Here is a 26,694-nt window from a genome sequence, read left to right on the forward strand (position 1 = left end):
GATGTTGCGTTTCATCTTTCAACGGCTGGCGATGTCGATCCCGACCTTGCTGCTGATCTCGCTGATGGTGTTCGCGATCATCCGCCTGGTGCCCGGTGATCCGGCGCTGCTGATGCTCGGCGACATGGCCGATGCCCACAGCCTGGAGGTCGCCCGTGCGTCCCTGGGCCTGGACCAGCCGCTGCCGCTGCAGTTTGTGATCTGGCTCAAGGCGGTGCTCAGCGGCGACCTCGGGCATTCCATCACCACCAATGAAGCGGTGTTGCCGCTGATCCTTGACCGCTTCCAGGTGAGTGCCGGGATCGTGCTGGTCTCGGTGTTGCTCGCGGCGTTGATTGCGGTACCGGCGGGCTTGCTCTCGGCGTGGAAACAGAACAGTTCCCTGGACTTTGGCGTGGTCTCCACCGCGACCCTGTTGCTGTCGATCCCGAGTTTCTGGCTGGGCCTGCTGTTGCTCTACGCGTTCGGCATCAAGCTCGGCTGGCTGCCGGTGGTGGGTTACGTGTCATTCGGCCAATCGCCGTGGCAGGCCTTGAGTTTTATCGTGCTGCCGATTGTCACGCTGACGTTGGTGGAACTCGGCGCGATCACCCGCATGGCCCGGGCCAGTGCAATTGAAGTGCTGCGCCTGGAATACATCACCCATGCCCGCGCCAAGGGTTTGTCGGAGCGGGCGGTGTTGTGGCGCCATGCGCTGCGCAACTCGTTTGCACCGACCCTGACCCTGATCGGCCTGATCCTCGGCAACCTGCTCAGCGGCATCGCGGTGCTCGAAACCGTGTTCACCCTGCCAGGTATCGGCCGGCTGATGGTCGACGCCATCTACGCCCGGGACTACCCCGTGCTGCAAGGCTGCCTGCTGCTGGTGACCTTTGTTTATGTGCTGGTCAACCTGTTGGTGGACCTGCTGTACCCGCTCTTCGACCCCAGGGTTAAGTTATGAATAAGCCTCTACCTGCCGCACCCGAGGTGCTGTTGCCGGCACCGGCGCGTGCCCCCAGGGCCTGGCGTATGCCGCCGCTAAACGCGCTGATCGGCGCGCTGCTGCTGGCCTTGTTGTTGATCATGGCCTTGCTGGGCCTGGTCTGGACGCCCCATGACCCGTTGGCCTTGAACCTGCTGGCGCGCTTGCAGGCGCCCACCGCCGCGCACTGGCTGGGCACTGACGAGTACGGTCGCGACGTGCTGAGCCGCCTGATGATCGGCGCGCACACCAGCCTGTGGGTGAGTGTGTTGACGGTGACGCTGGCGATCACCGCCGGCACGGTACTGGGCCTGCTGGCCGGGTTCCTGCGGGGCTGGGTCGACCGGGGCTTGATGATGGTCAACGATGCGTTGCTGGCGTTTCCCGGGATCCTGCTGGCCCTGGGCTTGATGGCGATCATCGGCCCGAGCCTGTACGGCATCGTGTTTGCCTTGAGCCTGGCCTACACACCGTCGGTGGTGCGGGTGGTGCGCGGCACGGTGTTGTCGTTGCGCGAGAAAGAGTTTGTCGAAGCCTCGCGGGTGATCGGTAACTCCGAGCTGTACACCATGCTGCGGCACATCGCGCCGAACTGCGTGGCGCCGGTGTGCGTGCTGGCCACCAGCATGTTCGGCTGGGCGATCCTGGCGGAAAGCTCCCTGAGCTTCCTCGGCCTGGGCGTCCCGCCGCCGGCCGCCACCTGGGGCAACATGCTCGCCGCCAGCCGGCCGTATATCGCCACGGCCAGTTGGCTGGGGCTGTTTCCCGGTGTCTGCATCGCCATGGCGTTGCTGGCGTTCAACCTGTGCGGCGATGCCTTGCGCGATCGTCTCGACCCGCGGATGAGTAAATGACCATGACTGACATCCTTCTGGCAGTCGACAAGCTGAAAATCCGCGTGGGGGCCAACGGCCCGCTGGCGGTCAACGACCTGAGCTTCACCATCGCCCCCGGCGAAATCGTGGCGCTGGTGGGCGAGTCCGGCAGCGGCAAGACCATGGCCGCCCGCGCCGCCATCGGCCTGTTGCCACCGCCGCTTGCACAATGCAGCGGCCAGGTGCGTTTCCAGGGCCATGACCTGGGCAGCCTTGCGCCTGAGCAACTGCGCCAGTTGCGTGGGGCGAAGATCGGCATGGTGTTCCAGGAACCCATGGTGTCCCTCAACCCGTCCATGAGCATCGGCGAGCAAATGGCCGAGGGCCTGCGCCTGCACACCAGGCTGAGCGATGCGCAGATCCGCGAGCGCAGCCTGGAGATGCTCGGGCATATCGGCATCAAGGACGCCGAGCGTTGCCTGGCGGCGTTTCCCCACGAGTTCTCCGGCGGCATGCGCCAGCGCATCATGCTCGCCTCGGTGATGCTGCTGCGCCCGGCCTTGCTGATTGCCGACGAGCCCACCACGGCCCTGGATTGCCTGGCGCAACTGGACGTGTTGAAACTGATGCTCGACCTTACCCGCGAGCAGGGCACGGCGATCCTGTTTATCAGCCACGACCTGTCGCTGGTGGCGCGCTACGCCGACAAAGTGGTGGTGATGCGCGAAGGCCGCGCGGTGGAGCAGGGCACCATCGAGCAGATCCTGCTGGCGCCCAAGGCCGAGTACACCCGGCAACTGCTTGAGGCCCTGCCGCGGCGCGGCACCCTGGCAGCCTTGCCCAAGGCGGACCGGCCGTTGCTGACGGTCAAGGATGTGTGCATCGAGCACCCGGGGCCGCGCAGCCTGTGGGGCCGCAGCCAGTTCAAGCGGGTGGTGCATGCGGCCAACCTGTCCATCGCCCCGGGGGAAACCCTGGCGCTGGTGGGCGGCAGCGGCTCGGGCAAGACCACCCTCGGCCGGGCGATTGTCGGCCTGAACAGCCCGTGTTCCGGTGCCATCGAGTTTGAGGGCGTGGACATTCTCAAGGCTGGCAACCGTGACCATCGCCTGCAATGCCAGATGATTTTCCAGGACCCGTATTCGTCCCTCGACCCGCGCATGAAGATTGGCGACATCCTCGCCGAACCCCTGCGCCATGTGCCCGGCATGACGCCCGCGCAGCGTCGTGAGCGGGTGGCGAAAACCCTGGTGGACATCGGCCTGGCGGAACAGTTTGTCGACCGCTTCCCGCACCAGTTGTCCGGTGGCCAGCGTCAACGGGTGGCCATTGGCCGGGCGCTGGTGCGGCACCCGCGACTGGTGATTGCCGATGAGCCGATCTCGGCGTTGGACATGACCATCCAGAAGCAGATCCTCGAGCTGTTCGAACGCCTGCAGGCGCAGTACGGCTTTGCCTGCCTGTTCATCTCCCACGACCTGGCGGCGGTGGAACGCATCGCCCACCGGGTGGCGGTGATGAGCGAGGGCAGGGTGGTGGAAATGGGTGCCCGCGACGAGATCTTCGACCGCCCGCAGCACCCCTACACCCGCAAGCTGCTGGCCGCCGCCAGCCCCTTGGAGAAACTTGAAAACGGTGGCTACCGCATCCGCCAGGGCCCCGTACCGCTAGCGCTGTAACCCAGGACTGACGTCACCCGCCGCGCAAATCGCCGATTTGCGCGAACGGCGAAGCCATGCCCGAAGAACAATAAAAACACCAACCCCCCACTGCCAGGAGCTAAAAAAATGAAAAAATCCCTGACTCAACTCATCACCGGCGTCGGCGTTGTCAGCAGCGGGCTGGTCCCGTCACTGGCCCATGCAGACTTCATCAAGGACAGCAGCGGTACGCTGGACTTGAAGAACTACTACTTCAACCGTGACTACCGCGAGGCCGCTTCCCAGTCGATGCGCGCCGAGTGGGCCCAAGGTTTTATCCTCGGTATCAAGTCCGGTTTCACCGAAGGCACCGTGGGCTTCGGCCTGGACCTGACCGGCATGCTGGGGGTGAAACTCGACTCCAGCCCGGGGCTGTCCGGCACCGGTTTGCTGCAGCGTGACAGCGACAAGAATGTCTCCGACGAGTACTCCAAGCTTGGGGTGACCGCCAAGGCCCGCTTCGCCAAAAGCGAGCTGCGTGTGGGCTACCTGGTGCCGGACCTTCCGATCCTGCAACCCAACACCAGCCGTCTGTTTCCGCAGTCCTTCAGCGGCACCCAGCTGGTGTCCAACGATATCAGCAACCTGAAAATCACCCTCGGGCAGATCGACCAGGCCAAGGACCGTGACTCCACCAACTACGAAGACATGAAGCTGACCACGGTGAGCAAGGTCTACAAGAGCACCGCCCTGAGCGACCAGTTTCGCTTTGCCGGTGGCGACTACTCGCTGACCCCAAACACCTTGCTCAGCTACCACTTCGCGGCGCTGGACAGCATCTACCAGCAGCAATATGTGGGCTTCAAGAACAACTTCGGCCTGGGGCCGGGCACGCTGAAAACCGACGTGCGCTACTTCAAGTCGGACAAGGACGGCGCGGGCCTGGCGGGCAAGGTCGACAACAGCGCCTTGAGCAGCCGCCTGACCTACCAGTACGGCGGCCACAGCATCGGCGGCGGCTTCCAGCAGCAATACGGCACCACGCCGTTTACCTACCTGGACGGCTCCATCACCTACCTGTTCACCGAGTACCAGTTCAGCAACTTCACCCAAACCAGGGAGCGCGCCTGGCACGCCCGCTATGACTACAACTTCGCCGATCTCGGCTTGCCCGGCCTGTTGTTTGGGATCAAGTACGCCAAGGGTGATTCGGCTGAAGTGCTCGGTTTCAACCGCGAAGGCCGCGAGTGGGAGCGTGACCTGGACCTGGGCTACGTGGTGCAGAACGGGCCCTTCAAGGGCGTGTCGATGCGCTGGCGCAATGCGCTGAGCAAAGGCAACTACTTCAACGACGTTAACGAGAACCGCGTGATGCTGGGTTACACCCTGGCGCTCTGGTAACCACCCACTGTGGGAGCGGGCTTGCCCGCGATGGCGGTGGGTCAGTCACGGAATAGGCTGGCTGACCCACCGCCATCGCAGGCAAGCCAGCTCCCACACTGATCGGATTACCAGATCAAGATAGTGTGGGCCGCCCTTACAGACGATCACGCCGGCTCGTTAATATTTCTTCAGCGTTCATCACTCGAATATCGAGATTTCCGGTTTATGAAACTTAAATCACACCCCTTGCTGCAAGCGACACCAGGTACCCACAGGCACGTGGACAGTGAGCATTACGGTGCAATGGGTGCAAGTCGAAAAATCTATATCCAGGCGGCGCTGCATGCCGACGAAACCCCGGCGCTGCTGGTGGCCGCGCACCTGCGCCGGCAATTGGTAGTACTGGAAAATGCCAACCGGCTGAATGCGCAAATCGTGCTGGTGGCCGTGGCCAACCCCACCGGGCTGAGCCAATACATCATGGGCGCGCCCAGCGGGCGTTTCGAACTGGGCAGTGGGCGTAATTACAACCGGGGCTTTCCGGTGCCGTACCAGGCAATCGCCGACAAAATCGAGCACCTGCTGGGCCAGGACATCGACGCCAACCGCCAACTGATCCGCCAGGCCTGGGGCGAATGTCTGCTGGACGCGGCGCCGCTGGACGAATTCCAGTCGCTGCAACGCACCCTGATGCTGCTGGCCCACGATGCCGACATCGTGCTGGACCTGCACTGCTCCCGCGAAGCGGCGATGCATGTGTACACCGGCGAGGCAGTGTGGGCGACCGTGGAGCCGCTGGCGCGCTACATCGGCTCTGAAGCCTCGTTGATGGCCACCGATTCCCAGGCCAATTCGTTCGATGAGGCGCTGTACCTGCTGTGGGTCAACCTGCGTGAGCGGTTTGGCGATCGGTTTCCGATTCCGGACAGCAGCGTGGCGGTGACCGTCGAGCATCGTGGCCAGCGGGATGTGTCCTATGAACTGGCAGAACATGACGCCACGGCGATCATTGATTACCTGACCCACCTGGGCGCGGTTGAAGGCACGCCACGGCCATTGCCGGCCCTGCGTAACCCGGCGACGCCGTTGGCCGGCAGCGAACAGTTTTATGCGCCGTGCGCCGGGGTGCTGGTACACCGGGCGGCGGTGGGCAGTCGCATCGAGGCCGGGCAGGCGTTGTTCGATATCGTTGATCCCCACAGTGGGCAGGCCACCACGGTTTGCAGCCACAACACCGGCGTGTTGTACATGCGCCGCGACGTGCGCTTTGTGAAGCCGGGCGACCCGCTGGGCCGGGTGTCCGGTGCCACGCCGATTCGCAGCGGCAAGCTACTCAGCGCCTGATTTGCCAGCTATGGAATACGGTCAAAATGTGGGAGCGGGCTTGCTCGCGAATGCGGAGGGTCAGTCGCCGGAGATGTTGGCTGACCCTCCGCATTCGCGAGCAAGCCCGCTCCCACATTGGGTCTTTGTTGTTCATTCATTATTTATTCGGCAGGACATCCCCACCATGCACCCCAACCCGGCAATCACCCTCGAAAACCAATTCTGCGCCCACAACTATTCCCCCTTGCCGGTGGTGATCGTCAAGGGCGAGGGCGTCTGGGCCATTGGCGATGATGACAAGCGCTACCTGGACATGATGTCGGCCTATTCCGCCGTCAGCCACGGCCATGTCCACCCGCGCATCCGCGCCGCCGCCGTGGCGCAGATCGACAAGATCAGCGTGGTGTCCCGGGCGTTCTACAGCGAACCCTTGGGCAACTTCCTCAAGACCTTGTGCCGCATCACGGGCTTCGACTCGGCCCTGCCGATGAACAGTGGCGCCGAAGCTGTGGAAACCGCGATCAAGGCGGCGCGACGCTGGGGCTACCGGATCAAGGGCATCCCGGCCAATCAGGCCAACATCGTGGTGGCCGACAACAATTTCCACGGCCGCACCTCGACCATCGTCGGCTTCTCGTCGGAGGCGGACTACAAGGCCGACTTCGGCCCATTCTGCAACGGTTTCACCGAGGCGCGCTTCGGTGACATCGAGAGTTTCCGCCAGGCCATTACCGCCGACACCTGCGCGGTGCTGATCGAGCCGATCCAGGGCGAGGCCGGCATTCGCGTGCCGCCCGCAGGTTTCCTGCGGGAACTGCGCCAGCTGTGCGACCAGACCAACACCTTGCTGATCCTCGATGAGATCCAGTCCGGCCTGGGCCGTACCGGCAAGTGGTTTGCCTTCCAGCACGAAGGCATTCGCCCCGATGCATTGATCCTCGGCAAAGCCCTGGGCGGCGGGATCATGCCGGTGTCGGCGTTCGTCGCTGATCATTCGATCATGGACCTGTTCGACGCCGGCAGCCACGGCTCGACCTTCGGCGGCAACCCGTTGGCGGCGGCCATTGGCCTGGAAGCGTTGAAGGTGCTGGAAGAGGAGGGCTTGATCAATAACAGCGCGCAACTGGGCCACTACCTGGTGGAGCGCCTGAAGGCCATGCACTCGCCGGCCATCCGCGAGATTCGCGGGCGTGGCTTGTGGGTCGGCGTGGAACTGGACCGCGATGCGCGGCCCATCTGCGAAGCGCTGCTGGCCGAAGGGCTGCTGACCAAGGAAACCCACGAAAACGTACTGCGCATCGCACCGCCGTTGTCCATTACCCGCGAAGAACTGGACTGGGGCCTTGAGCGTATCGAGCGGGTATTCAAACAGCTATGAGTGAGTATCTCAGTCACCTCGACATCGACGGCCAGCGCTTTGCCTGGATCGACCTGCACCAGTTGCTGACCCCGACGCAACTGCAGCGCCTGCCGTATTCCGTGCGCATTCTCCTGGAAAACATTGCCCGCTGCGCCCCGGCTTCGTTGCCACAGGTAGCGGCGCGGGCCATCGGCGAAGGGCCGGATTGCGAGGTGCCGTTCCAGCCCAACCGGCTGATGTTCCACGACACCACGTGCCTGCCGGCCCTGGCGGATTTCGCCGGCATGCGCGATGTGGTGGCCGAACTGGGCGGTGATCCCCGGGCGGTGAACCCCTCGATCCCGGCGGTGCTGACCATCGACCATTCGGTGATCGTCGAGCACTACGCCGAGGCGGGCGCGGTGGATGCCAACCTGGACATCGATTTTCGCCGCAACAGCGAGCGCTACCGTTTTATCAAGTGGGCCCAGGCCAGCCTGGATAACTTCAAGGTGATCCCGCCGGGCACCGGGATCATCCACCAGATGAACATGGAGTCCATCGCCCAGGTGGTGTGGGAAAGCGCGCCGCGCAACGGCCACGTGCTGTTGCACCCCGACTGCATGGTCGCCACCGACAGCCACACGCCGATGATCAATGCCATCGGCGTGCTGGGCTGGGGCGTTGGCGGGCTGGAAGGGCAGGCGGCGATGCTCGGCGAACCGGTGCCGATTCCTTATCCGCAGGTGGTGGGCATTCGCGTCACCAATGCGTTGCGCGACGGCGTGACGGCCACTGACCTGGCACTGACGGTGACTGAACTGCTGCGCCGGCGCAGCATGGTCGGCAAGTTTGTCGAGTTCACCGGACCGGGCCTGGCGTCCCTGAGTTGGGCGGCGCGGGGCACCGTGGCGAACATGGCGCCGGAATACGGTGCGACCGTGGTGTTTTTCCCGTTTGATGACGAGACGCTGGCGTACCTGACCCTGAGTGCGCGCCCGCAGGCCTTGATCAACAAGGTCTCGGCCTACATGTCGGCGCAATCTCTGTGGCGCCGGGACGACGATCCCGAGCCGGTGTTCGATGAGTTGATCGAGCTGGATCTGGCGCAGGTTGAACCGAGTGTCGCCGGCCCGCATCAGCCCCATCAGCGCCAGTCCCTGGCCCAGGCCGGGGCGTCGTTTCATCAGCATGTATGCGCGCAAAAGCAGGATTTCTTCGAGCCGTCATTCCAGGTGCCGATCACCCATGGCGCGGTGGTGATGTCGGCCATCACCAGTTGCACCAACACCGCCAACCCGGCGCAGATGATCCAGGCCGGGCTCTTCGCCCGCAACGCCCGCGCCCGTGGGCTGACGCGCAAACCGTGGGTCAAGACGTCGCTGTCGCCAGGCTCACGGGTGGTGGCCGATTACCTGGAAGCCGCCGGCTTGCTGGAGGATTTCGCCGCGCTGGGTTTCGACCTGGCGGGCTTTGGCTGCATGACCTGCATCGGTAATTCCGGCAGCCTCGAACGCCATGTCGAGACCTTCGCCGAGCAGGGCTTGAAAGGCGTGGTGGTGCTTTCGGGCAATCGCAATTTCGAAGGCCGGGTCAACCCGAAAGTCCCTGCCGGCTACCTTGCTTCGCCCGCGTTGTGCGTGGCCTATGCGATTGCCGGCAGCATCGACACCGACCTGTCGGCCCAACCGCTGGCGATGGATGCCCACGGCCAGCCGGTGTTCCTGCATGAGTTGATGCCCAGCGAAGCCGAGGTGGCCGCGCAAGTGGCGGCGGTGGTGCGCCCGGCGCTGTTTCACCAGCGCCAGGCACTGCTGTGGCAAGGCACTCACCATTGGCAGGCGCTGGAAGCCGACGCCAGCGTGCAGTTTGCCTGGCACCCGGCCTCCACTTACCTGCGCCGCCCGCAGTACCTTGCCGGGGTAACGCCGGTGCCGGCCGCGTCCTTGGCCATCAGCAACGCCCGGGCTTTGGTGGTGCTGGGGGATAACGTCACCACCGACCATATCTCCCCGGCTGGCACGATTCCGGCCGACAGCCTGGCCGGGCACTGGCTGCGGGAGCGCGGTGAAGCGCTGGCGGACCTCAACCAGTATTCGACCCGGCGCAGCAACCACGAAGTGATGGTGCGCGGCGCGTTTACCAACCCGCGCCTGAACAATCTGCTGTCCTGCGACCAGCCCCCGCGCCAGGGTGTCTGGGCCTGGAATGCCGACCGCAGCGACTACCTGCCGCTGTACCTCGCCGCGCAGAGCTACGCCGGTACACCCACCGTGTTGTTCGCCGGGATCAACTACGGTGCCGGCTCCAGCCGCGACTGGGCAGCTAAAGTCCTGACCCTGCTGGGGATCAAGGTGGTGGTGGCCCGCAGTATCGAGCGAATCCATCGCAGTAACCTGATCGGCATGGGCGTGTTGCCGCTGGTGTTCGATGAAGGCGCATCGGTGCAGGACTTGAACCTCGACGGCAGTGAGTCCCTGAGCTTCCTCGGCCTGGACGCGTTGCAGGTCGGCGACAACCCGATCACCTTGCAGATTGACCGCGCCACCGGTGAGACCACGCGTACCCCCCTGACCTTGCGCCTCGACTCGTTGCAGGAGGTTGGTTACCTTGAACACGGCGGCGTCTTGCCCTTCGTCATTCGCAAGACCGTGCAAAGAACTGTTCTAGGAGCGCGTAATGATTGACCCGCAGGTACTGCAACAACTGGCCCCCGAGGGTGTGCTCAGGGCTGCCATCAACTTTGGCAACCCGGTGCTGGCCCAGCGTGGCGAGGACGGCCAGCCCCAGGGCGTGTCGGTGGCGCTGGCCAGGGCCCTGGCCGATGAGTTGGCGGTCGACCTTGAGTTGATCACTTTTGATGCGGCGGGCAAGGTCTTCGCCGCGCTGGGCGATGACCGCTGGCGCGTGGCATTCCTGGCCATCGAACCGGTGCGCGAGCAGGAAATCGCCTTCAGCGCGCCCTACGTGATCATCAAGGGTACGTACCTGGTGGCGGTGGATTCACCCCTGGGCAGCGTGACCCAACTCGATGCTCCGGGCCAACGCATCGCCGTCGGCCAGGGTGCCGCGTATGACCTGTACCTGAGCCGCACGGTGCAGCATGCCGAACTGGTACGCGCGCCGACCTCGGCGGGTGCCGTAGACCTGTTTATCGAGCAAGGCCTGAACGCCGCGGCCGGGGTTCGGGATTACCTGCGAACCCGGCTGGATGAGCGCTGGCGCCTGCTGGAGGATGACTTCATGAGCATCAGCCAGGCGGTCGCGGTACCGGTAGCGCACGCAGCCGCTGCCGCGTTCGTCAAATCCTTTGTCGAACGGCAGAAAGCCAATGGTCTGGTAAGACAGGCGTTGTTGTGCAGCGGGCAAAGCCCGGAACTGGCGGCGCCTTAGAGACGGCGCAGGAAGGATTTGACGATTTTCTGGGTGGCCTGGGTGGTGTCCAGGTCATCCAGGCGACTGTAGGGATGCCACTGGCATTCCTTGATTTCACTCAGGGGCCGGGCATCTTCGATATTCACCACCGACGCCTCGAACACATGGTGCAGGGTGTCGCTGGCCTTCAGCTCCTGCAATAACAGCAAACCGTCCACGTTCAGCCCGGTTTCCTCTTCCAGCTCCCGCGCGGCCGCGCCCACTGGCCGCTCATCGCGCTCGACCTTGCCGCCGGGCAATGCCCATTTCGAGCGGGCTTTACGCACGAACAGGATGTGCCCGTCGTGCTCGCAAATCACCGTGGCCCTTATTTTCATCGTCTGTGCCCCCGCAGCTGGATGATTGTCATAAAAGTGTAATGCAATTGTCATGCTCAGTCTTTATCCGGCAGGGTGGAGAGGGGGCCGGAAAACACCGATACTGCCCCATCGAAAAAAACTCACCTGAAGGAGATGCAGATGAACACCGTACGCTGGGGCATGATCGGCTGTGGCGATGTCACTGAACTCAAGAGTGGACCCGCCTTCTACAAAGCGCCAGGTTCTGCGCTGGTGGCCGTGATGGGGCGGCGCGAGGAGGCCGTGCGCGATTATGCGGCACGCCACGGCATTGCCCGTTTCTACACCGACGCCCAGGCGCTGATCGACGACCCGGAAGTAGACGCGGTCTACATCGCCACACCGCCCGACAGCCACCTCGAATACAGCCTGATGGTGGCCGCTGCCGGCAAGCATTGCTGCGTCGAGAAGCCCATGTCCCTGAATGCCGAGCAAAGCGCGCTGATGCAGCGCACCTTCGAACAGGCCGGGCTGCACCTGTTTGTCTCCTATTACCGGCGTTCCCTGCCACGCTTCCAGCAGGTGCGGGACTGGCTGCAGGACGGGCGCATCGGCGAATTGCGTCATCTGACCTGGACCCTGTGCAAGCCGCCTTCGGAAGACGATGCCAGCAGTGCCAACTGGCGCACCGACCCGGCGATTGCCGGCGGCGGGTATTTTGCCGACCTGGCCAGCCACGGTTTTGACCTGTTCCAGTACCTGGTCGGGGATATCGTCGAGGTGGCCGGGTTTACCGCGCGCCAGGCCGGGCGCTACGCCGCCGAAGATGCCGTCACCGCCTGCTGGACGTTCGCCTCGGGCGCGCTGGGCATGGGCTGCTGGAACTTTGTCGCCGACCGGCGCGAAGACCGGGTGGAGATGATCGGCAGCAAGGGCCGCATCACGTTTTCGGTGTTCGATGAGGCGCCGTTGCGGCTTGAGGGCGAGACCAGCGAGGTGCTGGAGGTGCCCAACCATGCACATATCCAGTGGCATCACGTGCTGGGGATGAATGCGCATATTCGTGGCGAGAGCAAACACCCGGCACTGGCGATCGAGGCGTTGAAGACCGACCGGGTCATGGACCGGGTGCTACAACGTAACCCCAACCTGGCGGTCTAGCGGTGCTTTAATTTTGTCTTTTTAAGGAATGAACGGATGAAAATGAAAGCAGCCTGGATTGTGCTTTGCCTGGCGTTGGCCGGGGCCGCGACAGCAGCACCACGGGCCCAGGGGCAGGCCGGGGAGTTTGACTTTTATGTGTTGTCGCTGTCCTGGTCGCCGACCTTCTGCCTGACGCACCCGGACGACCAGCAGTGTTCGGGCAAGGGCTACGGTTTTGTCCTGCATGGGCTGTGGCCGCAGTACGCGAAGGGCGGCTGGCCGGCTTCGTGTGAGCCGCAGTCGCGCTTGTCGGATGCAGACTTCGCCCGGGGCAGGACACTGTTCCCGTCGCCCAAACTGCTCAGGCATGAATGGGCCAAGCACGGCACCTGCAGCGGCCTTGAGGCTTCGGCTTACCTGGACAAGACCGATGCAGCGCTGAGCGTGGTCAAGATCCCGCAGCAGCTTGAGCCCTTCAATGTCCGAAGCGGCCTGGGCGCGCGGGACATCGAAGCGCTGTTTCGCGAGAGCAACCCGGCCATGGGCAACCATGGCCTTGCGGTGATCTGCAAGGGTGCCGTGTTGACCGAGGTGCGGGTGTGCCTGACCAAGGACCTGGCGTTTGCCGGCTGCCCGCGCAGCGTCAAGAGCCAGTGCCGGGATGGCGATATTCGGATCCCGACCCAGCGCTAAGCGGACTCAGGCGGGCCCATAACCTTTATGGGCCTGCTCGATCTCCTCCACCAGGCGGTCAATACCCGCCAGGCGTGCCCGGTTGTCGTGGTCCCAGGGATGGAACCCGGGCTTGAAGTAATGCAACCAGGGCAGCGCCATGCGCGGGAACACGCCCTTGGGCCCGTACAGAAACTTGAGCATCCGCCAGAAGCCCTTCAAATGCCCGCCCGAACGCCGGTCGGCAAACAACAGGCGCAGGTGAAAGTCCAGGATCGTCAGCCAGAACAGCCCCGTGGTGATGAGCATGGTGGAAGTGCGCAGCAGATAACGCTTGGGCCCGGGCTTGATCACGCTGTTCCACACATCAAACGCCACCGCCTTGTGCTCGGTTTCTTCCAGGGCATGCCAGTACCACATCTGCTGGTAACCCTTGACCGAATCCCCGAACCGCGACGGGTCGCTGAGGAGGATTTCCGCGAGCATCGCGGTGTAGTGCTCCAGGGCAATGGTCACCGCCAGGTTGAAGGAGGCGGGCAGGTATTTCTTTTGCGCGTCGAGGATCATCTTCAGCCGACGGTCGAGGGTATTCGCCGGCAGCCCTGCGGCTTGCAGCAGGTCGTTGTAGGCCACGTGCTCGCGGCTGTGCATGGCTTCCTGGCCGATGAAGCCCTGGATTTCTTTCTTCAGCTCCGGGTCTTCGATGCGCTGGCGGTAGTGACGCACGCTGTCCATGAAGAACAGTTCGCCCTGGGGAAACAGCAACGACAGTGCGTTGAAAAAGTGGGTAATGAACGGGCCTTGTTCATGCCAGTCCTTGATGCGTTCGGCCGGCAGGGCAAAACGGAGGTCGCGGCGAATCGGCAGCATGGTCGGTACTCCAGTTCAGAGACGGTGCTCTTCGTTGGTTTCAAGGACGGGCGAGGGCGCATTGCGTTGCTTGGGCGCCATGCGTTTGCTGGCCAACACCACCAGTGCTTGATAGGCGGCAGGCAGGCAGCGCGCGAGCAGGTCCAGAAAATAGGCGTCGCGGCCAATCAGCACGCGGCGTTTGTTTTTGCGTACGCCTTGCAGGATAACTTTGGCGGCATGGTCGGCGTCGGTGATGAACAGCTTTTCGAAGTCGGCCCGGGCCTGCTGTTCGCTGTGAATCAGGAAGCCGGTCATGTTGGCGTCGATCCGGCTGCTGCGGCAGATGTCGGTGCGGATCCCGCCAGGGTGCACGCAGGTGGCCGAGACCCCGCTTTTTTGCAGGTCGAGTTCCTGGCGCAAGGACTCGGTAAAACCACGCACGGCGAACTTGGTGGCGTTGTAGCCGCTCATGCCCGGCTGGGCGAACAGGCCGAACACGCTGGAAGTGTTGACCACATGCCCATCGCCGCTGGCCTTGAGGTACGGCAAAAAGGCCTTGGTGCCGTACACCACGCCCCAGAAGTTGATCCCGACGATCCATTCCAGGTCGGTGTAGTCCACGCCTTCGACGGTGCTCGACAGCGCGACGCCGGCGTTGTTGAAGATCAGGTTGATCTGGCCATGTTCGGCGGCGCATCGGGCGGCCCAGTCTTCTACGGCCTGGCGCTCGGAAACGTCCAGCACCTGCGAGGTGACCAGCACCGGTGCAAGCACCTGGGCCTTGATCAGTGCGACGGTCTGCTCCAGGCCCTGGCTGTTTTTATCCGCCAGCGCCAGGTGGCAGCCTTCACGCGCCAACGCCAGGGCCAAGGCGCGGCCCATGCCGGAAGCGGCGCCGGTAATGGCCGCCACGCGGCCGTTGAATGACTTCATGACAGGCTCCCTTCTGCGGTGGTGTGGGGCGTTGCGGCCGGGCGCGCGGTGGACGGTATCGGCACCAGGCTGGCGACGTAGTCCTTGAGGGCGAAATGCCGGGTGACCTGCTTGAAACGCCAGGTGGAGCCGGGCCACAGCGTGGTGTTCTTGCCGGTGCGTGGGTCCAGGTACCAGCTCTTGCAGCCGCCGGTGGACCAGATGGTGCCGTTGAGTTTTTCCTGCAGCCTGGCGTTGTAGGCCAGTTCCACCGCCGGCTTGACGTCCACCGTGGCGATGCGATGACGCTGCATTTGCTGCAGGGCATCGAGGATGTAGGTGACCTGCGCCTCGATCATCAGAATCATCGAGTTATGCCCCAGCCCGGTGTTGGGGCCGACGATCAGGAACAGGTTCGGATAACCCGGCACCGTGGTGCCCAGGTAGGCGTGGGCGCCGTCTTGCCAGGTGTCCATCAGGTCGATGCCGTGGCGCCCGATGATGCAGTTGCGGGGCAGCGGATCGGTGGCCTGGAAGCCGGTGCCGAAGATGAGGCAGTCAGCCGGGTGCTTGATGCCGTCGGCGGTGATCACCCCGTCCGCCTCGATGCGCAGCACGTTGTCGGTTACCACCTGCACATTGCTGCGGGACAGGGCCGGGTAGTAGTCGTTGGAGATCAGCACGCGCTTGCAGCCGATGGTGTAGTCCGGCGTCAGGGTCTTGCGCAGGGAAGGGCGGGCCACTTGTTTGTGCAGGTGGCGCACGGCGATTTTCTGCACCATTGTCATCAGGCGCGGGTGCAGGGCAAAGCCCACCACGCGACCTTCCAGTGTCCAATAGAACGCGCCGCGTACCAGGCGCTGGGTGAACGGCAGGTGCTTGAATGCCCAGCGCTCGAAGCGTGAAATCGGCCGGTCGGGCTTGGGCATGATCCACGGCGGGGTGCGCTGGAACAGGTCCAGGTGGGCCACCTGCGGCGCAATCTGCGGCACGAACTGAATGGCACTGGCGCCGGTGCCGATCACCGCCACGCGCTTGCCCTTCAATGAATACTCGTGGTCCCACTGCTGGGAGTGGAAGCGCTTGCCCTTGAAGCTGTCCAGGCCCGGAATATCCGGCAGTGCCGGGCGCGACAGGCCGCCCATTCCCGACACCAGCACCCGCGCACTGACCTGGCGGCCATTGCTGAAGCTCAGGCTCCAGCGCTGTTGCGCCTCATCAAATACCGCCTTCTCCAGGCCCATGCCAAAGCGCAGGAACGGCGCCAGTTCGAAGCGCCGGGCGCACTGCTCCAGGTAGGCGCGAATCTCCGCCTGTGGCGCAAATTGCCGGGTCCAGTCCGGGTTGGGCGCAAAGGAAAACGAATAGACATGGGATTGCACGTCGCAGGCGCAACCGGGGTAGTGGTTGTCCCGCCAGGTGCCGCCGAGAGCATCGGCCTGTTCGGCAATAAAGAAGTCGTGGAACCCGGCTTCCTTGAGTTTGATCGCCATGCACAGCCCGGCAAATCCGGAACCGATGATGGCGATGTCGATGGTGTCATGGGCATTCATAGGCTGTCCCTCGTGGGCCGGTGGCGCCTTACGGGTGTCGACATCGGATGTGCTCCTTGTTTTTGTTTTGGCTTTTTAGATAGAACACCATTGCAAAGGAAAATTGAATTATTTATTTTAAAAAAGATTTTAAATAATCTACCTGAAAATATCGTCTAGGCTACGACCCAGTTCCTCATGTGCGACTTATCCGACGGACGAGAGCTTGTACGCACACAGTTAAGGTCCAGGGTGGACGATGGCTGAGGCCTTGACCAATACCGGTCGGGCCGCCAGCAACGCAGGGATGCAGAGGACCGAGCTATGGCTGTCGAGTGGGTTGTCGCTGCGGGTGTGTGTGTAGGGTTAAGCGTAGTGTTGTGGGCCTTCAGTGCCCGGATGACACGGCGTATAGAGGCTGCTGTTCCGATCAACGGGCGCTTTCTGGAGATCAACGGCGAGCGCTTTCATTATGTAGACGAGGGCAAGGGCCCACCGCTGGTGATGATCCACGGGCTGATGGGCAGCAGTCGCAACTTGACGTACGCCTTGTCTGCCCAATTGCGTGAGCACTTTCGAGTGATCACCGTGGATCGTCCGGGGTCGGGTTATTCCACCCGGCATTCCGGCACGGCCGCGGACCTGCCTGGCCAGGCCCGGCAAGTCGCCAGCTTTATCCAGACGCTGGACCTGGATAAGCCGCTGGTGCTGGGGCATTCCCTCGGCGGGGCGATCTCCCTGGCACTGGCCCTGGACCATCCCCACGCGGTGTCCGGATTGATCCTGGTGGCGCCCCTGACCCATCCCCAGCGCCTGCTGCCGCTGGTGTTTATGTCGTTGGCGATACGCCCGGGATGGCTGCGACGCTTTATGTCGCACACCCTGACCATGCCGATCGGATTGCTGACCAAAGGCTCGGTGGTCAAGGGCGTGTTTGCCCCCGACCCGGCCCCGGAAGACTTCGCCACCCGTGGCGGCGGCTTGTTGGGCATGCGGCCCGAGAACTTCTATGCCGCCTCCACCGAGATCAACCTGGTCAACGATTTCCTGCCGGACATGGTCAAGCGCTACCCGCAGCTGACGTTGCCGATCGGGCTGATCTATGGCGCGCAGGACAAGGTGCTGGATTTCCGCAAACACGGGCAGGCCCTGGCCAGCCTGGTGCCGGGCCTGAAGCTGCAGCTGGTGGAAGGGCGCGGGCATATGTTGCCGATCACGGCCACCGAGCGTGTCGCGGCGGTGGTCGAGCAGATAGCCAAGCGCGTCCGGCCGCCGGAAAGCGCCACGGTGTTGCACCCGCCGTTTGCGTTGGCGAGTAAATAATTGTGCGACTGAAACCGCGGTTCGAACTCGTCAATGCTTGCCCTAGACACCTGACCAAACGGCTGAAAAAGAGACTGCCCGGTCACGTTCAAAAGGGTTCAAGAAACTAGTTGACGACCTAACGATTCCGCGCTATTTATTTAAAAAAATTATTTCAATGTCTAATTTGAAACAATTTTTGAAATGCCTAAGAGCGAATAAAATAATGAAAAAAACGCCTTTTATCGCATGGTTGAATTCTCGGGGCAGTCACCGCTCCGTGTACCTGTCCAGTGTTGATTTTTGCTCCCTGCCTACCTGCCTCGTGCGGAGGCTGTCATGAATCAGACCCTGGCTGCCCCGAACGTCTGGACCGACGGCAAGCGCCACCTGTGGTGGCTCGGCATCATGCCCCTGGCAACCCCAATGCTCTCTGGCGCCCTGGCCATCACTACCGGTGTGCAACAACTGTGGTGGGTCGGTGTGCTGGTGATCTTCGGCCTGATCCCGCTGATCGACGGCCTGCTGGGTGAAGACGTCAGCAACCCGCCCGAGTCCGCCGTCAGCAACCTCGAATCCCAAAGCTACTACCGCTGGATCGTCTACACCGGCGTGCTGTTTGTCATCTCCTCGGTGGTGATCACCGGGTGGTTGGCGGCCGGTGGCATCGACTGGATCATCGGCGGCGGTCTGCTACAGGCGACCGCCACACTGGACTCATCAAGCTGGCTGGCAAAGGCCGCCGCGTTCATCACCGCTCGCACCCAGCTGCACGGTGAAATCAGCTGGTTCACCTACCTGGGCATGGCGATGTCCACTGGCGCTGCCACCGGCATTGCCATCAACACCGCCCATGAGCTGGGGCACAAGCCGCGCCTGCTGGAAGTCGTGCTGGCCAAGATCACCCTGGCGCCGACCTTCTACGGGCACTTCTACACCGAACACAACCGTGGCCACCACGTGCGCGTCGCCACCCCGGAAGACCCGGCCAGTTCGCGGTTGGGGGAGAGCTTCTGGGCCTTCCTGCCGCGCTCGGTATGGTTCAGCGCCCGCTCGGCGTGGAACTTGGAGCGTGAACGCCTGCGCAAACTCGGCCTGCCGGCCTGGCACTGGAAGAACGCCGTACTCAGCGCCTGGATGTACAGCGTGGTGTTGTGGGGCGCGATGATTGCCTGGCTGGGCGCGGCAGTGATTCCATTCCTGATCATCCAGGGCATCTACGGTTTCTCGCTGCTGGAAGTGGTGAACTATGTCGAGCACTACGGCCTGAAACGCCAGAAGTTGCCCAACGGTCGTTATGAGCGTTGCTCGCCACGCCATTCCTGGAACAGTAATCGGATTGTCACCAATATCTTTCTGTTCCAACTGCAGCGGCACTCCGACCATCACGCCAACCCAACCAGAAGTTATCAGTCACTGCGTCATTTTGATGAATCGCCGCAACTCCCATACGGTTATGCCAGCATGATTGTCTGGGCGTATGTGCCGTACTTGTGGCGACGACGCATGGATCACCGGGTACTTAATCATTACGCCGGGGATATCACCCTGACCAATCTTCAACCTTCACAGCGTTTGAAGTACCTGGAGAAGTACAGCAACACCACCAGACCCTTCTAACGAAAGCAGTCAGTTGTAGGGCGTACTCGGGATCTGTGTATCGCGCAGGTTTTCATCGCCCAGGCTTTACCGGTTTCGAGTACGGCTTAGTTGCAAGACAGTTGTTTGACCCGAACAAAAATAAAATTAAGGGAAGGACGTACACCATGCAAACCCCTGCCAAGTTCACCACGCACATTGTATTGGCCGCCCTGGGCCTGATCGTTTACCACCAGGCCCAGGCCGCCCGTATCGAACCTGCCGGCAGCGCGTTTACTGCCCAGGGCCCCATCAGCTTTTCCAAAGGCGCGCTGATCAGCGCGGATTGCACCATCAAGGTCGCCGGCAAAGTGGCGGCGGATGGGTCGTCAGTAAATGTCGACAAAGTTGAGTTCGACGGCGGCCTCAAGTGCAGCCGGGTCGAAGCCATCAACTTGCCGTGGGTATTGGTGGCTAAAGATACCAGGAGCGGCTCGATGTCGAAGATCGCCGTGGATGTGCATGCCTTTGGTTTGGGCGGCAAGTGCGGGCCTTCTACTGCCGATGGAACCTGGGATAACGCCACCGGCAAGCTGGAAGCGTCGAATGTGCCTATCGGCGAAGACTGCAAGATCAAGACGGTGTCGATCAAGATGCCGCCGAGTTTCAAAGTTGTTGAGTAACAGTGGGATGTTGTAGCGGTAATTGAATTGAAATTTGGCTGGAAAGGGAAGTTCTGCAGATTCACCGTGACCTCTCGATCATGGCCATTACCCCTGGCGAAATGACTCGCCATAACATGTGAGGAAAAATAATGAAAAGCTTGAAAACCCTCGTTTGTGCAACTTCTTTCGCAGTGTGCTTCGGCGCAGCTTCCATGGCCAGCGCGGCTTCCATCTCCCCGGATGGTCCGTTCTCGACCAACGCTGGCACCATCGTCGTGAAGTCGCCTTCGTCCTTCGGTGCAGCCGTGACCTGCGGCATCACCTTTACCGGCAACGTTAGCGGTGGCGTGGCCTCGATCAATGGCGCATCCCTGACCGGTGGCGGTCTGTGTGGCCTGCCAACGCTGACCAACCTGCCTTGGGTACTGACGGCTGCAACGGGTACCACCGGTAGCGTAACCAACGTCGGCTACAAGATCACCTCGATCCCGGCCACCAACTGCGGGCCAACCACCATCGCTGTTACCTGGACTCCAGGCACCAAAACGCTTTCGGCAGCCAATCAGGCGCTGACCGGCAACTGCACCGTGGTTTCGCTGAGTGTCGTTGCCCCAACGCTGACCGTTAACCCGTAAGCGCGACTCCGTAAAGGGCTGATCACCCCGTTGAAAGACCGGTGCCTCGTGTGAGGCACCGGTTGGATACGGTATTTATTGTCTGGGGAACATGACAATGCAAAGCCTTGTGAAAACAGCACGCCTGGGTTCGATGTCAGCGGCTCTGGGCGTTGCCTCATTCATTGCGGTTGCGGCGGGTTTCAGCCCGCCGGGTCCGTTCAGCGTAACCAAAGGCAGTGTTGTGTTGAAGCTGCCGTCGACGTTTCTACCCACGTGTTGAGCGCAACCAATCAAGCCATGAGTGGCTACTGCACTTTGGTGTCGTTGAACGCCACGCTGACCGGCTCGCTCACCACCCATTCCTGAATACCGATACACCGTTCCAGGACAGGCGTTCTTTGAAAGACGTTCTGTGGTTACACGACCCACCGGCAGGGGCCGGGTGTAAATAATAATAAGGAGTACCGCATGAACAATAAGAAACAACACGCTCACACGTTACTGGGACTGGCCCTGCTGGGGGGCCTGATGACCACGGGGCAAGTGCAGGCGGGTGGGTTCTCCACACCGACCTTCGGCGCGCCAGGATGGGGTCGTGCGTTTGGTGGTGGTTCACTGTTCAAAAATGACCCCAGTGCCGCGTACAACAACCCGGCAGCCATGGCCTTTATCGATTCAACCATCGCGCAGCAGACCGTTGACTATGCTCGGATCAAGATCAAATACACCGGCCAGGCCTATGACTACGCGGGCAACCCGGTGACCAATACGCCCGTACTGGATGACCTGGGCAATACGGGCGACCCGGTCCTCAACACTAACAATGGTGGGCAAGGCGGTTTCACCGCTTGGCTGCCGACGGGTTTTCTGGTGATTCCCATGGGCGACCGTTTCGCCTTTGGTCTGAGCCAGGTCGTGCCACAGGGTATGAAAACCACTTGGAACGAAGACTCCAAACTGCGGGATTTCGCGGTTGATACCAAAATCGAGACCATCGGTCTGACCGGTTCCCTGTCGTTCAAGGTCAATGATCAGTTCTCGGTCGGTGGTGGTGCCATCGTCCAGCGCAGTCAAGGGTTCGTCAGCCAGAACGTTGATTTGCTGGCCGCTGCGGATGTGTCTCCAGGACTTGGCGGCGCGGGTCTCCCCACGGGGCTGGGGCATTCCTTGATGCGCGTGAAAGTCGATAACATCTCTGTGGGCTGGTTTGGTGGCGTGGTTTGGAAGCCGACGCTGCAAGACACACTTGGCTTGAACTATCACGCCAAGATCAAAAACAAGATGACCGGCAAATACAACATCTATACAGATGCCGTCGGCCGTAACGCGATGACCAATCCGATCGGTCCGAACGGCGAAACTCTGGTTGAAATCGCCTACCCAGGTCTCAAGCTGTTCCCGGACGGTGCCCACGCCAGTACCCAACTGGATATCCCGGCTACCGCTTCGGTTGACTGGGTTCACCAGTTCAACGACCGCTGGACGTTGGGGGTGAGTGCTACCTGGACTGAATGGTCTTCCTTCCAGGACCTGACGCTCAAATCCCAGGGCACCACCATTGTTGCCATTCCCTACAACTACAAAAACGCCTGGATGACCTCGATTGGCGGCGACTACAAAGCCACCGACGAACTCACCCTGCGCGCCGGTGTGGCTTACGACCAGACACCTACCCGCAACTCTACCCGGGACCCGCGAATCCCGGACGGTGACCGTTACTTCCTGGCATTTGGTGCCGGTTATGACATCAAGGCTGTTCCTGGCCTGTCGGTGGATGCCGCGTACTCGCACCAGTTCGTGCAGAAGGTCAACCTGAAGACCAAGAACGTTGATCGTCTCGGTGCGGCGCAGTTGGACGGCGAGGCTGAATCCTCGGGGGATGTGGTCAGCTTGTCGGCAACCTATAAGTTCTAAGGTTGTCGAGGGCAGTCGTGGAGAAGGGCAGCCAGCGCATCTTGCTGCCCGGCTCCACGCTGTCGTCTATTGATGGGTAGCCCTGGCGCCCGATGTCGAATCCTTGCGCTTAACCTGCAAGGCTGACCCCGTTCAGCCGCTATTTTTTTTGCCCAAGCATTAAATAAAAATTTCAAAACAAAATTTGAATTTATCTTTTCAAGTTTGTAGTGTGGCTTTACGTCACAGGTCATTCCGATCTGCCCGGGCGTTTGCCGTACCCTGAATTGAGTAGAGGTATCCCCATGGTTATCTGGTTATTGGCGGGACTCGCAGCAGCGATCGCCCTGGCGTATCGACAAGCCGCTGCCACCCTCTGGCTGGGTGCCGGCCTGGTCTGGCTGGCGGTCGGTTACCTGTTCAACGCAGTCGCCGGTTTCGGCGCCGGCGTGGTGGCGGTGCTGGTGGTGTTGCCCGCGCTGCTGCTGACAATCAAGCCCCTACGCCGCGCGCTGTTGACCAGCAAGGCCCTGGGCCTTTTTCGCGGCATCATGCCGGCGATGTCCGACACCGAGCGTGCTGCCATCGAGTCCGGCACCGTGTGGTGGGACGCCGAGCTGTTCAGCGGCAAACCCCGCTGGGAACGCCTGCTGCAAGCCGCACCGGCCAGCCTCAGCGCTGAAGAACAGGCCTTCCTCGACAACGAAGTCGAGACCCTGTGCGACATGTCCAACGACTGGGAAACCACCCAGGTCTGGCAGGACATGTCCCCCGAAGGCTGGCAATACACCAAGGATGCCGGCTTCCTCGGCATGATCATTCCCAAGCAATACGGCGGCAAAGGCTTCTCCCACTATGCGCATTCGCAAGTGGTGATGAAGCTCTCGACCCGCTGCTCGGCGGCGGCGATTTCGGTGATGGTGCCCAACTCCCTGGGCCCGGCCGAACTGCTGCTGCACTACGGCACCGACGCCCAGCGCAACTACTACCTGCCACGCCTGGCCCGCGGCGAAGACATCCCGTGCTTCGCCCTGACCAGCCCGTATGCCGGCTCCGACGCCGGGGCGATTCCAGACCTGGGCATCGTCTGCAAGGGCATGCACGAAGGCGAGGAAGTGCTGGGTTTCCGTGTGACCTGGGACAAGCGCTACATCACCCTCGGCCCAATCGCCACCGTGCTCGGCCTGGCCTTCCGCGCCGAAGACCCGGACGGTCTGCTCGGCCAGCCGGGTTCCCTGGGCATCACCTGCGCGTTGATCCCCACCACCCATCCGGGGGTGAACAGCGGCCGGCGTCACTGGCCACTCAACGCGGTATTCCAGAACGGCCCGACCACCGGCAAGGATGTGTTTATCCCGCTGGAATGGGTGATCGGCGGCCGCGAACAAGTCGGCAACGGCTGGCGCATGTTGATGGAATGCCTGGCCGCCGGGCGGGCGATTTCCCTGCCGTCGGCCAACGTCGGCCTGGGCAAGGTGGCCGTGCGCGGCACCACCGCTTATGCGGCGATGCGCAAGCAATTCGGCCTGCCCATCGGCAAGTTCGAAGGCGTGCAGGCGCCCCTGGCGCGCATGGCCGGGCATCTGTATGCCTGCGACGCGGTGCGCAAGGTCTCGGTGGCGTCACTGGATGCCGGTGAAAAACCCTCGGTGATCTCGGCCATCGCCAAGTATCACGTTACCGAGCGGGCGCGGATCATCGTCAACGACGGCATGGACATCGTGGCCGGCAAGGGCATCTGCATGGGCCCCAACAACTTCCTCGCCCGGGCCTACCAGCAAAGCCCCATCGCCATCACGGTGGAAGGCGCGAATATCATGACGCGCTGCCTGATCATCTACGGCCAGGGCCTGATCCGCTGCCATCCGTATGTGTTCCGCGAGATGGAAGCGGCGCGCAATACGGACCGGCGCAAGGCCCTGGTGGACTTCGACAGCGCAATGTTCGGTCACCTGAGCTTCGTGCTGGCCAATACCGTGCGTGCCGCAGTGTATTCGCTGACGGGCGGACGGCTGATTTCCGTGCCGGGCAAGACCGATCCGGCGCTGGCGTCCTACTACCGCCAGGCCAATCGGCTGTCGGTGGTGTTGGCGTTGATCTCGGACATTTCCATGGGCGTGCTGGGCGGTGCCCTCAAGCGCAAGGAAAGCATCACCGGGCGGCTGGGGGACATTCTGTCCCAGCTGTACATCCTGTCCTGCGTGCTCAAGCGTTTTGAGGATGATGGCCGGCCACAGGCAGATTTGCCGCTGGTGCATTGGGCGGCCCAGGACGCGTTGCTGCGCGCCCATGAGGCCCTGGCCGAAGTGCTCGACAACTACCCGTCGAAAGCCGCGGCGGCGGTGGTGCGTGGCTTGACGTTCCCGTTCGGTATTCCACAGCGCAAACCGTCGGATCGCCTGTTGGCGCAAGTGGCGGAGCTGGTGCAGGTGCCGGGGGAAACCCGCGACCGCTTGCTGGGCAATTCCTACATTCCTCGGCCGGAAATCGACAAGCTGGCTTACGGCGAGCTGGCCTTGCGCCTGTTGCCGCAAGTGGAGCTGATCGAGGCGCGGCTCAAGGGGGCGATCAAGCAAGGCCTGATCGAGCCAATGCCGATTTCCAGTGCGGCGTTTACTCCGTGGCGAGTCAAGGCGCGGGCGCTGGACCTGATCAGCGAGGAAGACGACAGCTTGCTCGCGCGCTATGTGGAATATGGCGATCACGCGATCCAGGTGGACGACTTCCCGCAGGACTTCGGTTTGCTGGAAGCCTTGCAACAGCGCCAGCAAGCGTTGGAACAGGCCGCCAAACCGAGCGCAAGACGCCGCGCCAACCAAGGCGAAAACGCGCCGGTCAACTGACTGGAACTGGAGGAACACGACCCCTGTAGGAGCTGGCTTGCCTGCGATAGCGTTGGTTCAGTGCCAGATGTGTTGGCTGACACACCGCAATCGCAGGCAAGCCAGCTCCTACAAGGATCGGGTTTCCATGGCAACACCGTGTTGTGAGTGAGTTTATCCATGAGTGACAGCTACCTTTCTTTCGTCAACTCCCCCTGGGGAGCCTGGCTGGCCCGCACTGCCGGGCTGCCCCAACCCCTGGCACTGCAACGTCACCGCAGCGGCCAGCAAGGCCTGGCCAACCCGGTAATCGTCGCGGGGGTAGGGCGCCTGGGGGCGCAAATCCAGCGCATCTTCACCGCCACCGACACAGTGACCGCCACCGCTGCGACCCTCAAGGCGCCCTCCACGGTCAAGGTCCAGGGCGCGGTGTTCGACGCCAGCGACATCGCCGACCTCAAGCAGTTGGACGAGCTCTACGAATTCTTCCACGCCAACGCCAGGCGCCTTGGGCAACACGCCCGGGTGGTGGTGCTCGGCACCGCGCCGGAGTTGTGCAAGGACCTGCCCCAGGCCATTGCCCAGCGTGCCCTTGAGGGCCTGGTGCGTTCGTTGGCCAAGGAGTTGCGCCGGGCGATCACCGTGCAGTTGATCTACGTCGCACCGGGTGCCGAGGACGGGCTGGAAAGCAGCCTGCGGTTCTTCCTGTCGCGGCGCTCGGCCTATGTTTCGGGGCAGGTGGTGCGCCTCGAAAAAACCGTCGATAGCCCAACCGAAATCAACTGGGACAAACCCCTCGGCGGCCGCCGTGCCCTGGTCACCGGCGCCTCCCGTGGCATCGGCCTGGCAATCGCCCAGGTGCTGGCCCGCGATGGAGCCCATGTGGTCTGCGTGGATGTGCCCCAGGCCCAGGATTCGCTGCAACAGGCGGCCGGCAGTGTCGCAGGCACCGCACTGGCGCTGGACATCACCGCCACCGATGCCGCGCAGCAGTTGCACGCCCATGTCAGCCAACACGGTGCATTCGACGTGGTGGTGCACAACGCCGGGATTACCCGCGACAAGACCATCGCCAAGATGACTGAGACCGCGTGGCGCAGCGTACTGGCGGTCAACCTGGAAGCACCGTTGCATCTGAGCACGGCGCTGCTGGAAAGCCAGGGCCTGAATCCGGGCGGGCGGATCGTGTGTGTCTCATCGATTTCCGGTATCGCCGGCAACCTCGGGCAAAGCAACTACGCCACCTCCAAGGCCGGGGTGATCGGCCTGGTACAAGGCCTGGCCCCGCAGGCGGCGGCGCAGCAAGTGACGGTGAATGCCGTGGCACCGGGCTTTATCGAAACCCAGATGACCGCGAAGATACCGCTGATGATTCGCGAAGCGGGGCGGCGGATGAACTCGATGTCCCAGGGCGGGCAACCCATCGACGTGGCAGAAACCATCGCCTGGCTGGCGCATCCGGCATCCGGCGGGGTCAATGGCCAAGTGGTGCGGGTCTGCGGCCAAAGCCTGTTGGGAGCCTGAGC

The 26,694-nt window shown here is 62.5% G+C and carries 21 protein-coding genes; 17 read left to right on the plus strand and 4 right to left on the minus strand.

Going from position 1 to position 26,694, the window contains the following annotated elements:
- The first annotated feature begins 1 nt into the window (after window position 1).
- The 8 genes from HX869_RS03360 (at window position 2) to HX869_RS03395 (ending at window position 10,860) form a co-directional block, all read left to right on the plus strand.
- Window positions 2–943: an ABC transporter permease gene (locus tag HX869_RS03360; RefSeq protein ID WP_003208135.1), complete on the plus strand. Its 942-nt coding sequence runs from the start codon at window positions 2–4 to the stop codon at window positions 941–943.
- A complete protein-coding gene (locus HX869_RS03365) occupies window positions 940–1,818 on the plus strand; it encodes an ABC transporter permease (protein WP_102604802.1) in 879 nt (292 codons plus the stop codon). Before HX869_RS03360 ends, HX869_RS03365 begins: the two co-directional genes overlap by 4 nt.
- Entirely contained in the window at window positions 1,815–3,458 is a 1,644-nt protein-coding gene (locus HX869_RS03370; RefSeq protein WP_008437107.1) for an ABC transporter ATP-binding protein, read from the plus strand. Before HX869_RS03365 ends, HX869_RS03370 begins: the two co-directional genes overlap by 4 nt.
- 108 nt (window positions 3,459–3,566) lie before the next feature.
- A complete protein-coding gene (locus HX869_RS03375) occupies window positions 3,567–4,820 on the plus strand; it encodes an OprD family porin (RefSeq protein WP_008437109.1) in 1,254 nt (417 codons plus the stop codon).
- Window positions 4,821–5,027: 207 nt separating this feature from the next.
- Complete coding sequence (locus HX869_RS03380) at window positions 5,028–6,146, plus strand: succinylglutamate desuccinylase/aspartoacylase family protein (protein ID WP_178902733.1); 1,119 nt, start codon at window positions 5,028–5,030, stop codon at window positions 6,144–6,146.
- A 166-nt stretch (window positions 6,147–6,312) separates the two neighbouring features.
- Window positions 6,313–7,506 (plus strand): ornithine--oxo-acid transaminase, encoded by a 1,194-nt coding sequence (gene rocD / locus HX869_RS03385; RefSeq protein WP_177041700.1) that lies wholly within the window; start codon window positions 6,313–6,315, stop codon window positions 7,504–7,506.
- Window positions 7,503–10,154: an aconitate hydratase AcnA gene (acnA, locus tag HX869_RS03390; RefSeq protein ID WP_178902734.1), complete on the plus strand. Its 2,652-nt coding sequence runs from the start codon at window positions 7,503–7,505 to the stop codon at window positions 10,152–10,154. The genes rocD and acnA overlap by 4 nt, the downstream gene beginning before the upstream one ends.
- Window positions 10,147–10,860, plus strand: coding sequence for a transporter substrate-binding domain-containing protein (locus HX869_RS03395; protein WP_003214641.1), 714 nt, complete (start codon window positions 10,147–10,149; stop codon window positions 10,858–10,860). Before acnA ends, HX869_RS03395 begins: the two co-directional genes overlap by 8 nt.
- Here HX869_RS03395 and HX869_RS03400 read toward each other — a convergent pair.
- Window positions 10,857–11,219, minus strand: coding sequence for an NUDIX hydrolase (locus tag HX869_RS03400; protein WP_102369305.1), 363 nt, complete (start codon window positions 11,217–11,219; stop codon window positions 10,857–10,859). The genes HX869_RS03395 and HX869_RS03400 overlap by 4 nt on opposite strands.
- 141 nt (window positions 11,220–11,360) lie before the next feature.
- Here HX869_RS03400 and HX869_RS03405 point away from each other — a divergent pair, with 141 nt between their 5' ends.
- Together HX869_RS03405 and HX869_RS03410 are read left to right on the plus strand one after the other, a co-directional pair.
- The gene (locus HX869_RS03405) at window positions 11,361–12,341 is read left to right on the plus strand and encodes a Gfo/Idh/MocA family protein (RefSeq protein WP_087694134.1); all 981 of its coding nucleotides are present in this window, start codon (window positions 11,361–11,363) and stop codon (window positions 12,339–12,341) included.
- A gap of 36 nt (window positions 12,342–12,377) precedes the next feature.
- Window positions 12,378–13,016: a ribonuclease T2 gene (locus HX869_RS03410; protein WP_003214647.1), complete on the plus strand. Its 639-nt coding sequence runs from the start codon at window positions 12,378–12,380 to the stop codon at window positions 13,014–13,016.
- Between the two features lie 6 nt (window positions 13,017–13,022).
- Here HX869_RS03410 and HX869_RS03415 read toward each other — a convergent pair whose 3' ends face one another.
- From HX869_RS03415 to HX869_RS03425, 3 genes are read right to left on the minus strand one after another with little or no spacing between them, the layout of a single operon-like run.
- Complete coding sequence (locus tag HX869_RS03415) at window positions 13,023–13,865, minus strand: metal-dependent hydrolase (protein ID WP_003214649.1); 843 nt, start codon at window positions 13,863–13,865, stop codon at window positions 13,023–13,025.
- A 15-nt stretch (window positions 13,866–13,880) separates the two neighbouring features.
- Entirely contained in the window at window positions 13,881–14,780 is a 900-nt protein-coding gene (locus tag HX869_RS03420) for an SDR family oxidoreductase (RefSeq protein ID WP_178902735.1), read from the minus strand.
- Window positions 14,777–16,312: an NAD(P)/FAD-dependent oxidoreductase gene (locus HX869_RS03425; protein WP_178902736.1), complete on the minus strand. Its 1,536-nt coding sequence runs from the start codon at window positions 16,310–16,312 to the stop codon at window positions 14,777–14,779. The genes HX869_RS03420 and HX869_RS03425 overlap by 4 nt, the downstream gene beginning before the upstream one ends.
- 303 nt (window positions 16,313–16,615) lie before the next feature.
- Between HX869_RS03425 and HX869_RS03430 the strand changes: the two genes are divergently transcribed.
- The 7 genes from HX869_RS03430 (at window position 16,616) to HX869_RS03460 (ending at window position 26,692) form a co-directional block, all read left to right on the plus strand.
- The gene (locus tag HX869_RS03430; RefSeq protein ID WP_177047375.1) at window positions 16,616–17,614 is read left to right on the plus strand and encodes an alpha/beta fold hydrolase; all 999 of its coding nucleotides are present in this window, start codon (window positions 16,616–16,618) and stop codon (window positions 17,612–17,614) included.
- 318 nt (window positions 17,615–17,932) lie between these two features.
- Window positions 17,933–19,213 carry an alkane 1-monooxygenase gene (locus tag HX869_RS03435; RefSeq protein ID WP_178902737.1) on the plus strand — a complete coding sequence of 427 codons (1,281 nt, stop codon included), beginning with the start codon at window positions 17,933–17,935 and terminating at the stop codon, window positions 19,211–19,213.
- 146 nt (window positions 19,214–19,359) lie between these two features.
- On the plus strand, window positions 19,360–19,854 hold the full coding sequence (praA, locus tag HX869_RS03440) for an alkane oxidation protein activator PraA (RefSeq protein ID WP_008437144.1): 495 nt from the start codon (window positions 19,360–19,362) through the stop codon (window positions 19,852–19,854).
- A 131-nt stretch (window positions 19,855–19,985) separates the two neighbouring features.
- Window positions 19,986–20,471, plus strand: coding sequence for an alkane oxidation protein activator PraB (gene praB, locus HX869_RS03445; protein ID WP_177022784.1), 486 nt, complete (start codon window positions 19,986–19,988; stop codon window positions 20,469–20,471).
- 450 nt (window positions 20,472–20,921) lie between these two features.
- Window positions 20,922–22,367 (plus strand): outer membrane protein transport protein, encoded by a 1,446-nt coding sequence (locus HX869_RS03450; protein WP_177117207.1) that lies wholly within the window; start codon window positions 20,922–20,924, stop codon window positions 22,365–22,367.
- Between the two features lie 284 nt (window positions 22,368–22,651).
- Window positions 22,652–25,189 (plus strand): acyl-CoA dehydrogenase, encoded by a 2,538-nt coding sequence (locus HX869_RS03455; protein ID WP_177041717.1) that lies wholly within the window; start codon window positions 22,652–22,654, stop codon window positions 25,187–25,189.
- A 159-nt stretch (window positions 25,190–25,348) separates the two neighbouring features.
- Window positions 25,349–26,692: a 3-oxoacyl-ACP reductase gene (locus HX869_RS03460; RefSeq protein ID WP_087694129.1), complete on the plus strand. Its 1,344-nt coding sequence runs from the start codon at window positions 25,349–25,351 to the stop codon at window positions 26,690–26,692.
- Window positions 26,693–26,694: the final 2 nt, after the last annotated feature.

Origin of the sequence: Pseudomonas sp. P7779, from assembly GCF_013386315.1 — a bacterium.
In the GTDB taxonomy this organism is placed as follows: domain Bacteria; phylum Pseudomonadota; class Gammaproteobacteria; order Pseudomonadales; family Pseudomonadaceae; genus Aquipseudomonas.

What these genes read in the sequence shown, in the direction of transcription:
- HX869_RS03360 (WP_003208135.1), top strand. Translation starts at nt 2, where the DNA reads ATGTTGCGTTTCATCTTTCAACGGCTGGCGATGTCGATCCCGACCTTG.
- HX869_RS03365 (WP_102604802.1), top strand. Translation starts at nt 940, where the DNA reads ATGAATAAGCCTCTACCTGCCGCACCCGAGGTGCTGTTGCCGGCACCG.
- HX869_RS03370 (WP_008437107.1), top strand. Translation starts at nt 1,815, where the DNA reads ATGACCATGACTGACATCCTTCTGGCAGTCGACAAGCTGAAAATCCGC.
- HX869_RS03375 (WP_008437109.1), top strand. Translation starts at nt 3,567, where the DNA reads ATGAAAAAATCCCTGACTCAACTCATCACCGGCGTCGGCGTTGTCAGC.
- HX869_RS03380 (WP_178902733.1), top strand. Translation starts at nt 5,028, where the DNA reads ATGAAACTTAAATCACACCCCTTGCTGCAAGCGACACCAGGTACCCAC.
- rocD (WP_177041700.1), top strand. Translation starts at nt 6,313, where the DNA reads ATGCACCCCAACCCGGCAATCACCCTCGAAAACCAATTCTGCGCCCAC.
- acnA (WP_178902734.1), top strand. Translation starts at nt 7,503, where the DNA reads ATGAGTGAGTATCTCAGTCACCTCGACATCGACGGCCAGCGCTTTGCC.
- HX869_RS03395 (WP_003214641.1), top strand. Translation starts at nt 10,147, where the DNA reads ATGATTGACCCGCAGGTACTGCAACAACTGGCCCCCGAGGGTGTGCTC.
- HX869_RS03400 (WP_102369305.1), bottom strand. Translation starts at nt 11,219, where the DNA reads ATGAAAATAAGGGCCACGGTGATTTGCGAGCACGACGGGCACATCCTG.
- HX869_RS03405 (WP_087694134.1), top strand. Translation starts at nt 11,361, where the DNA reads ATGAACACCGTACGCTGGGGCATGATCGGCTGTGGCGATGTCACTGAA.
- HX869_RS03410 (WP_003214647.1), top strand. Translation starts at nt 12,378, where the DNA reads ATGAAAATGAAAGCAGCCTGGATTGTGCTTTGCCTGGCGTTGGCCGGG.
- HX869_RS03415 (WP_003214649.1), bottom strand. Translation starts at nt 13,865, where the DNA reads ATGCTGCCGATTCGCCGCGACCTCCGTTTTGCCCTGCCGGCCGAACGC.
- HX869_RS03420 (WP_178902735.1), bottom strand. Translation starts at nt 14,780, where the DNA reads ATGAAGTCATTCAACGGCCGCGTGGCGGCCATTACCGGCGCCGCTTCC.
- HX869_RS03425 (WP_178902736.1), bottom strand. Translation starts at nt 16,312, where the DNA reads ATGAATGCCCATGACACCATCGACATCGCCATCATCGGTTCCGGATTT.
- HX869_RS03430 (WP_177047375.1), top strand. Translation starts at nt 16,616, where the DNA reads ATGGCTGTCGAGTGGGTTGTCGCTGCGGGTGTGTGTGTAGGGTTAAGC.
- HX869_RS03435 (WP_178902737.1), top strand. Translation starts at nt 17,933, where the DNA reads ATGAATCAGACCCTGGCTGCCCCGAACGTCTGGACCGACGGCAAGCGC.
- praA (WP_008437144.1), top strand. Translation starts at nt 19,360, where the DNA reads ATGCAAACCCCTGCCAAGTTCACCACGCACATTGTATTGGCCGCCCTG.
- praB (WP_177022784.1), top strand. Translation starts at nt 19,986, where the DNA reads ATGAAAAGCTTGAAAACCCTCGTTTGTGCAACTTCTTTCGCAGTGTGC.
- HX869_RS03450 (WP_177117207.1), top strand. Translation starts at nt 20,922, where the DNA reads ATGAACAATAAGAAACAACACGCTCACACGTTACTGGGACTGGCCCTG.
- HX869_RS03455 (WP_177041717.1), top strand. Translation starts at nt 22,652, where the DNA reads ATGGTTATCTGGTTATTGGCGGGACTCGCAGCAGCGATCGCCCTGGCG.
- HX869_RS03460 (WP_087694129.1), top strand. Translation starts at nt 25,349, where the DNA reads ATGAGTGACAGCTACCTTTCTTTCGTCAACTCCCCCTGGGGAGCCTGG.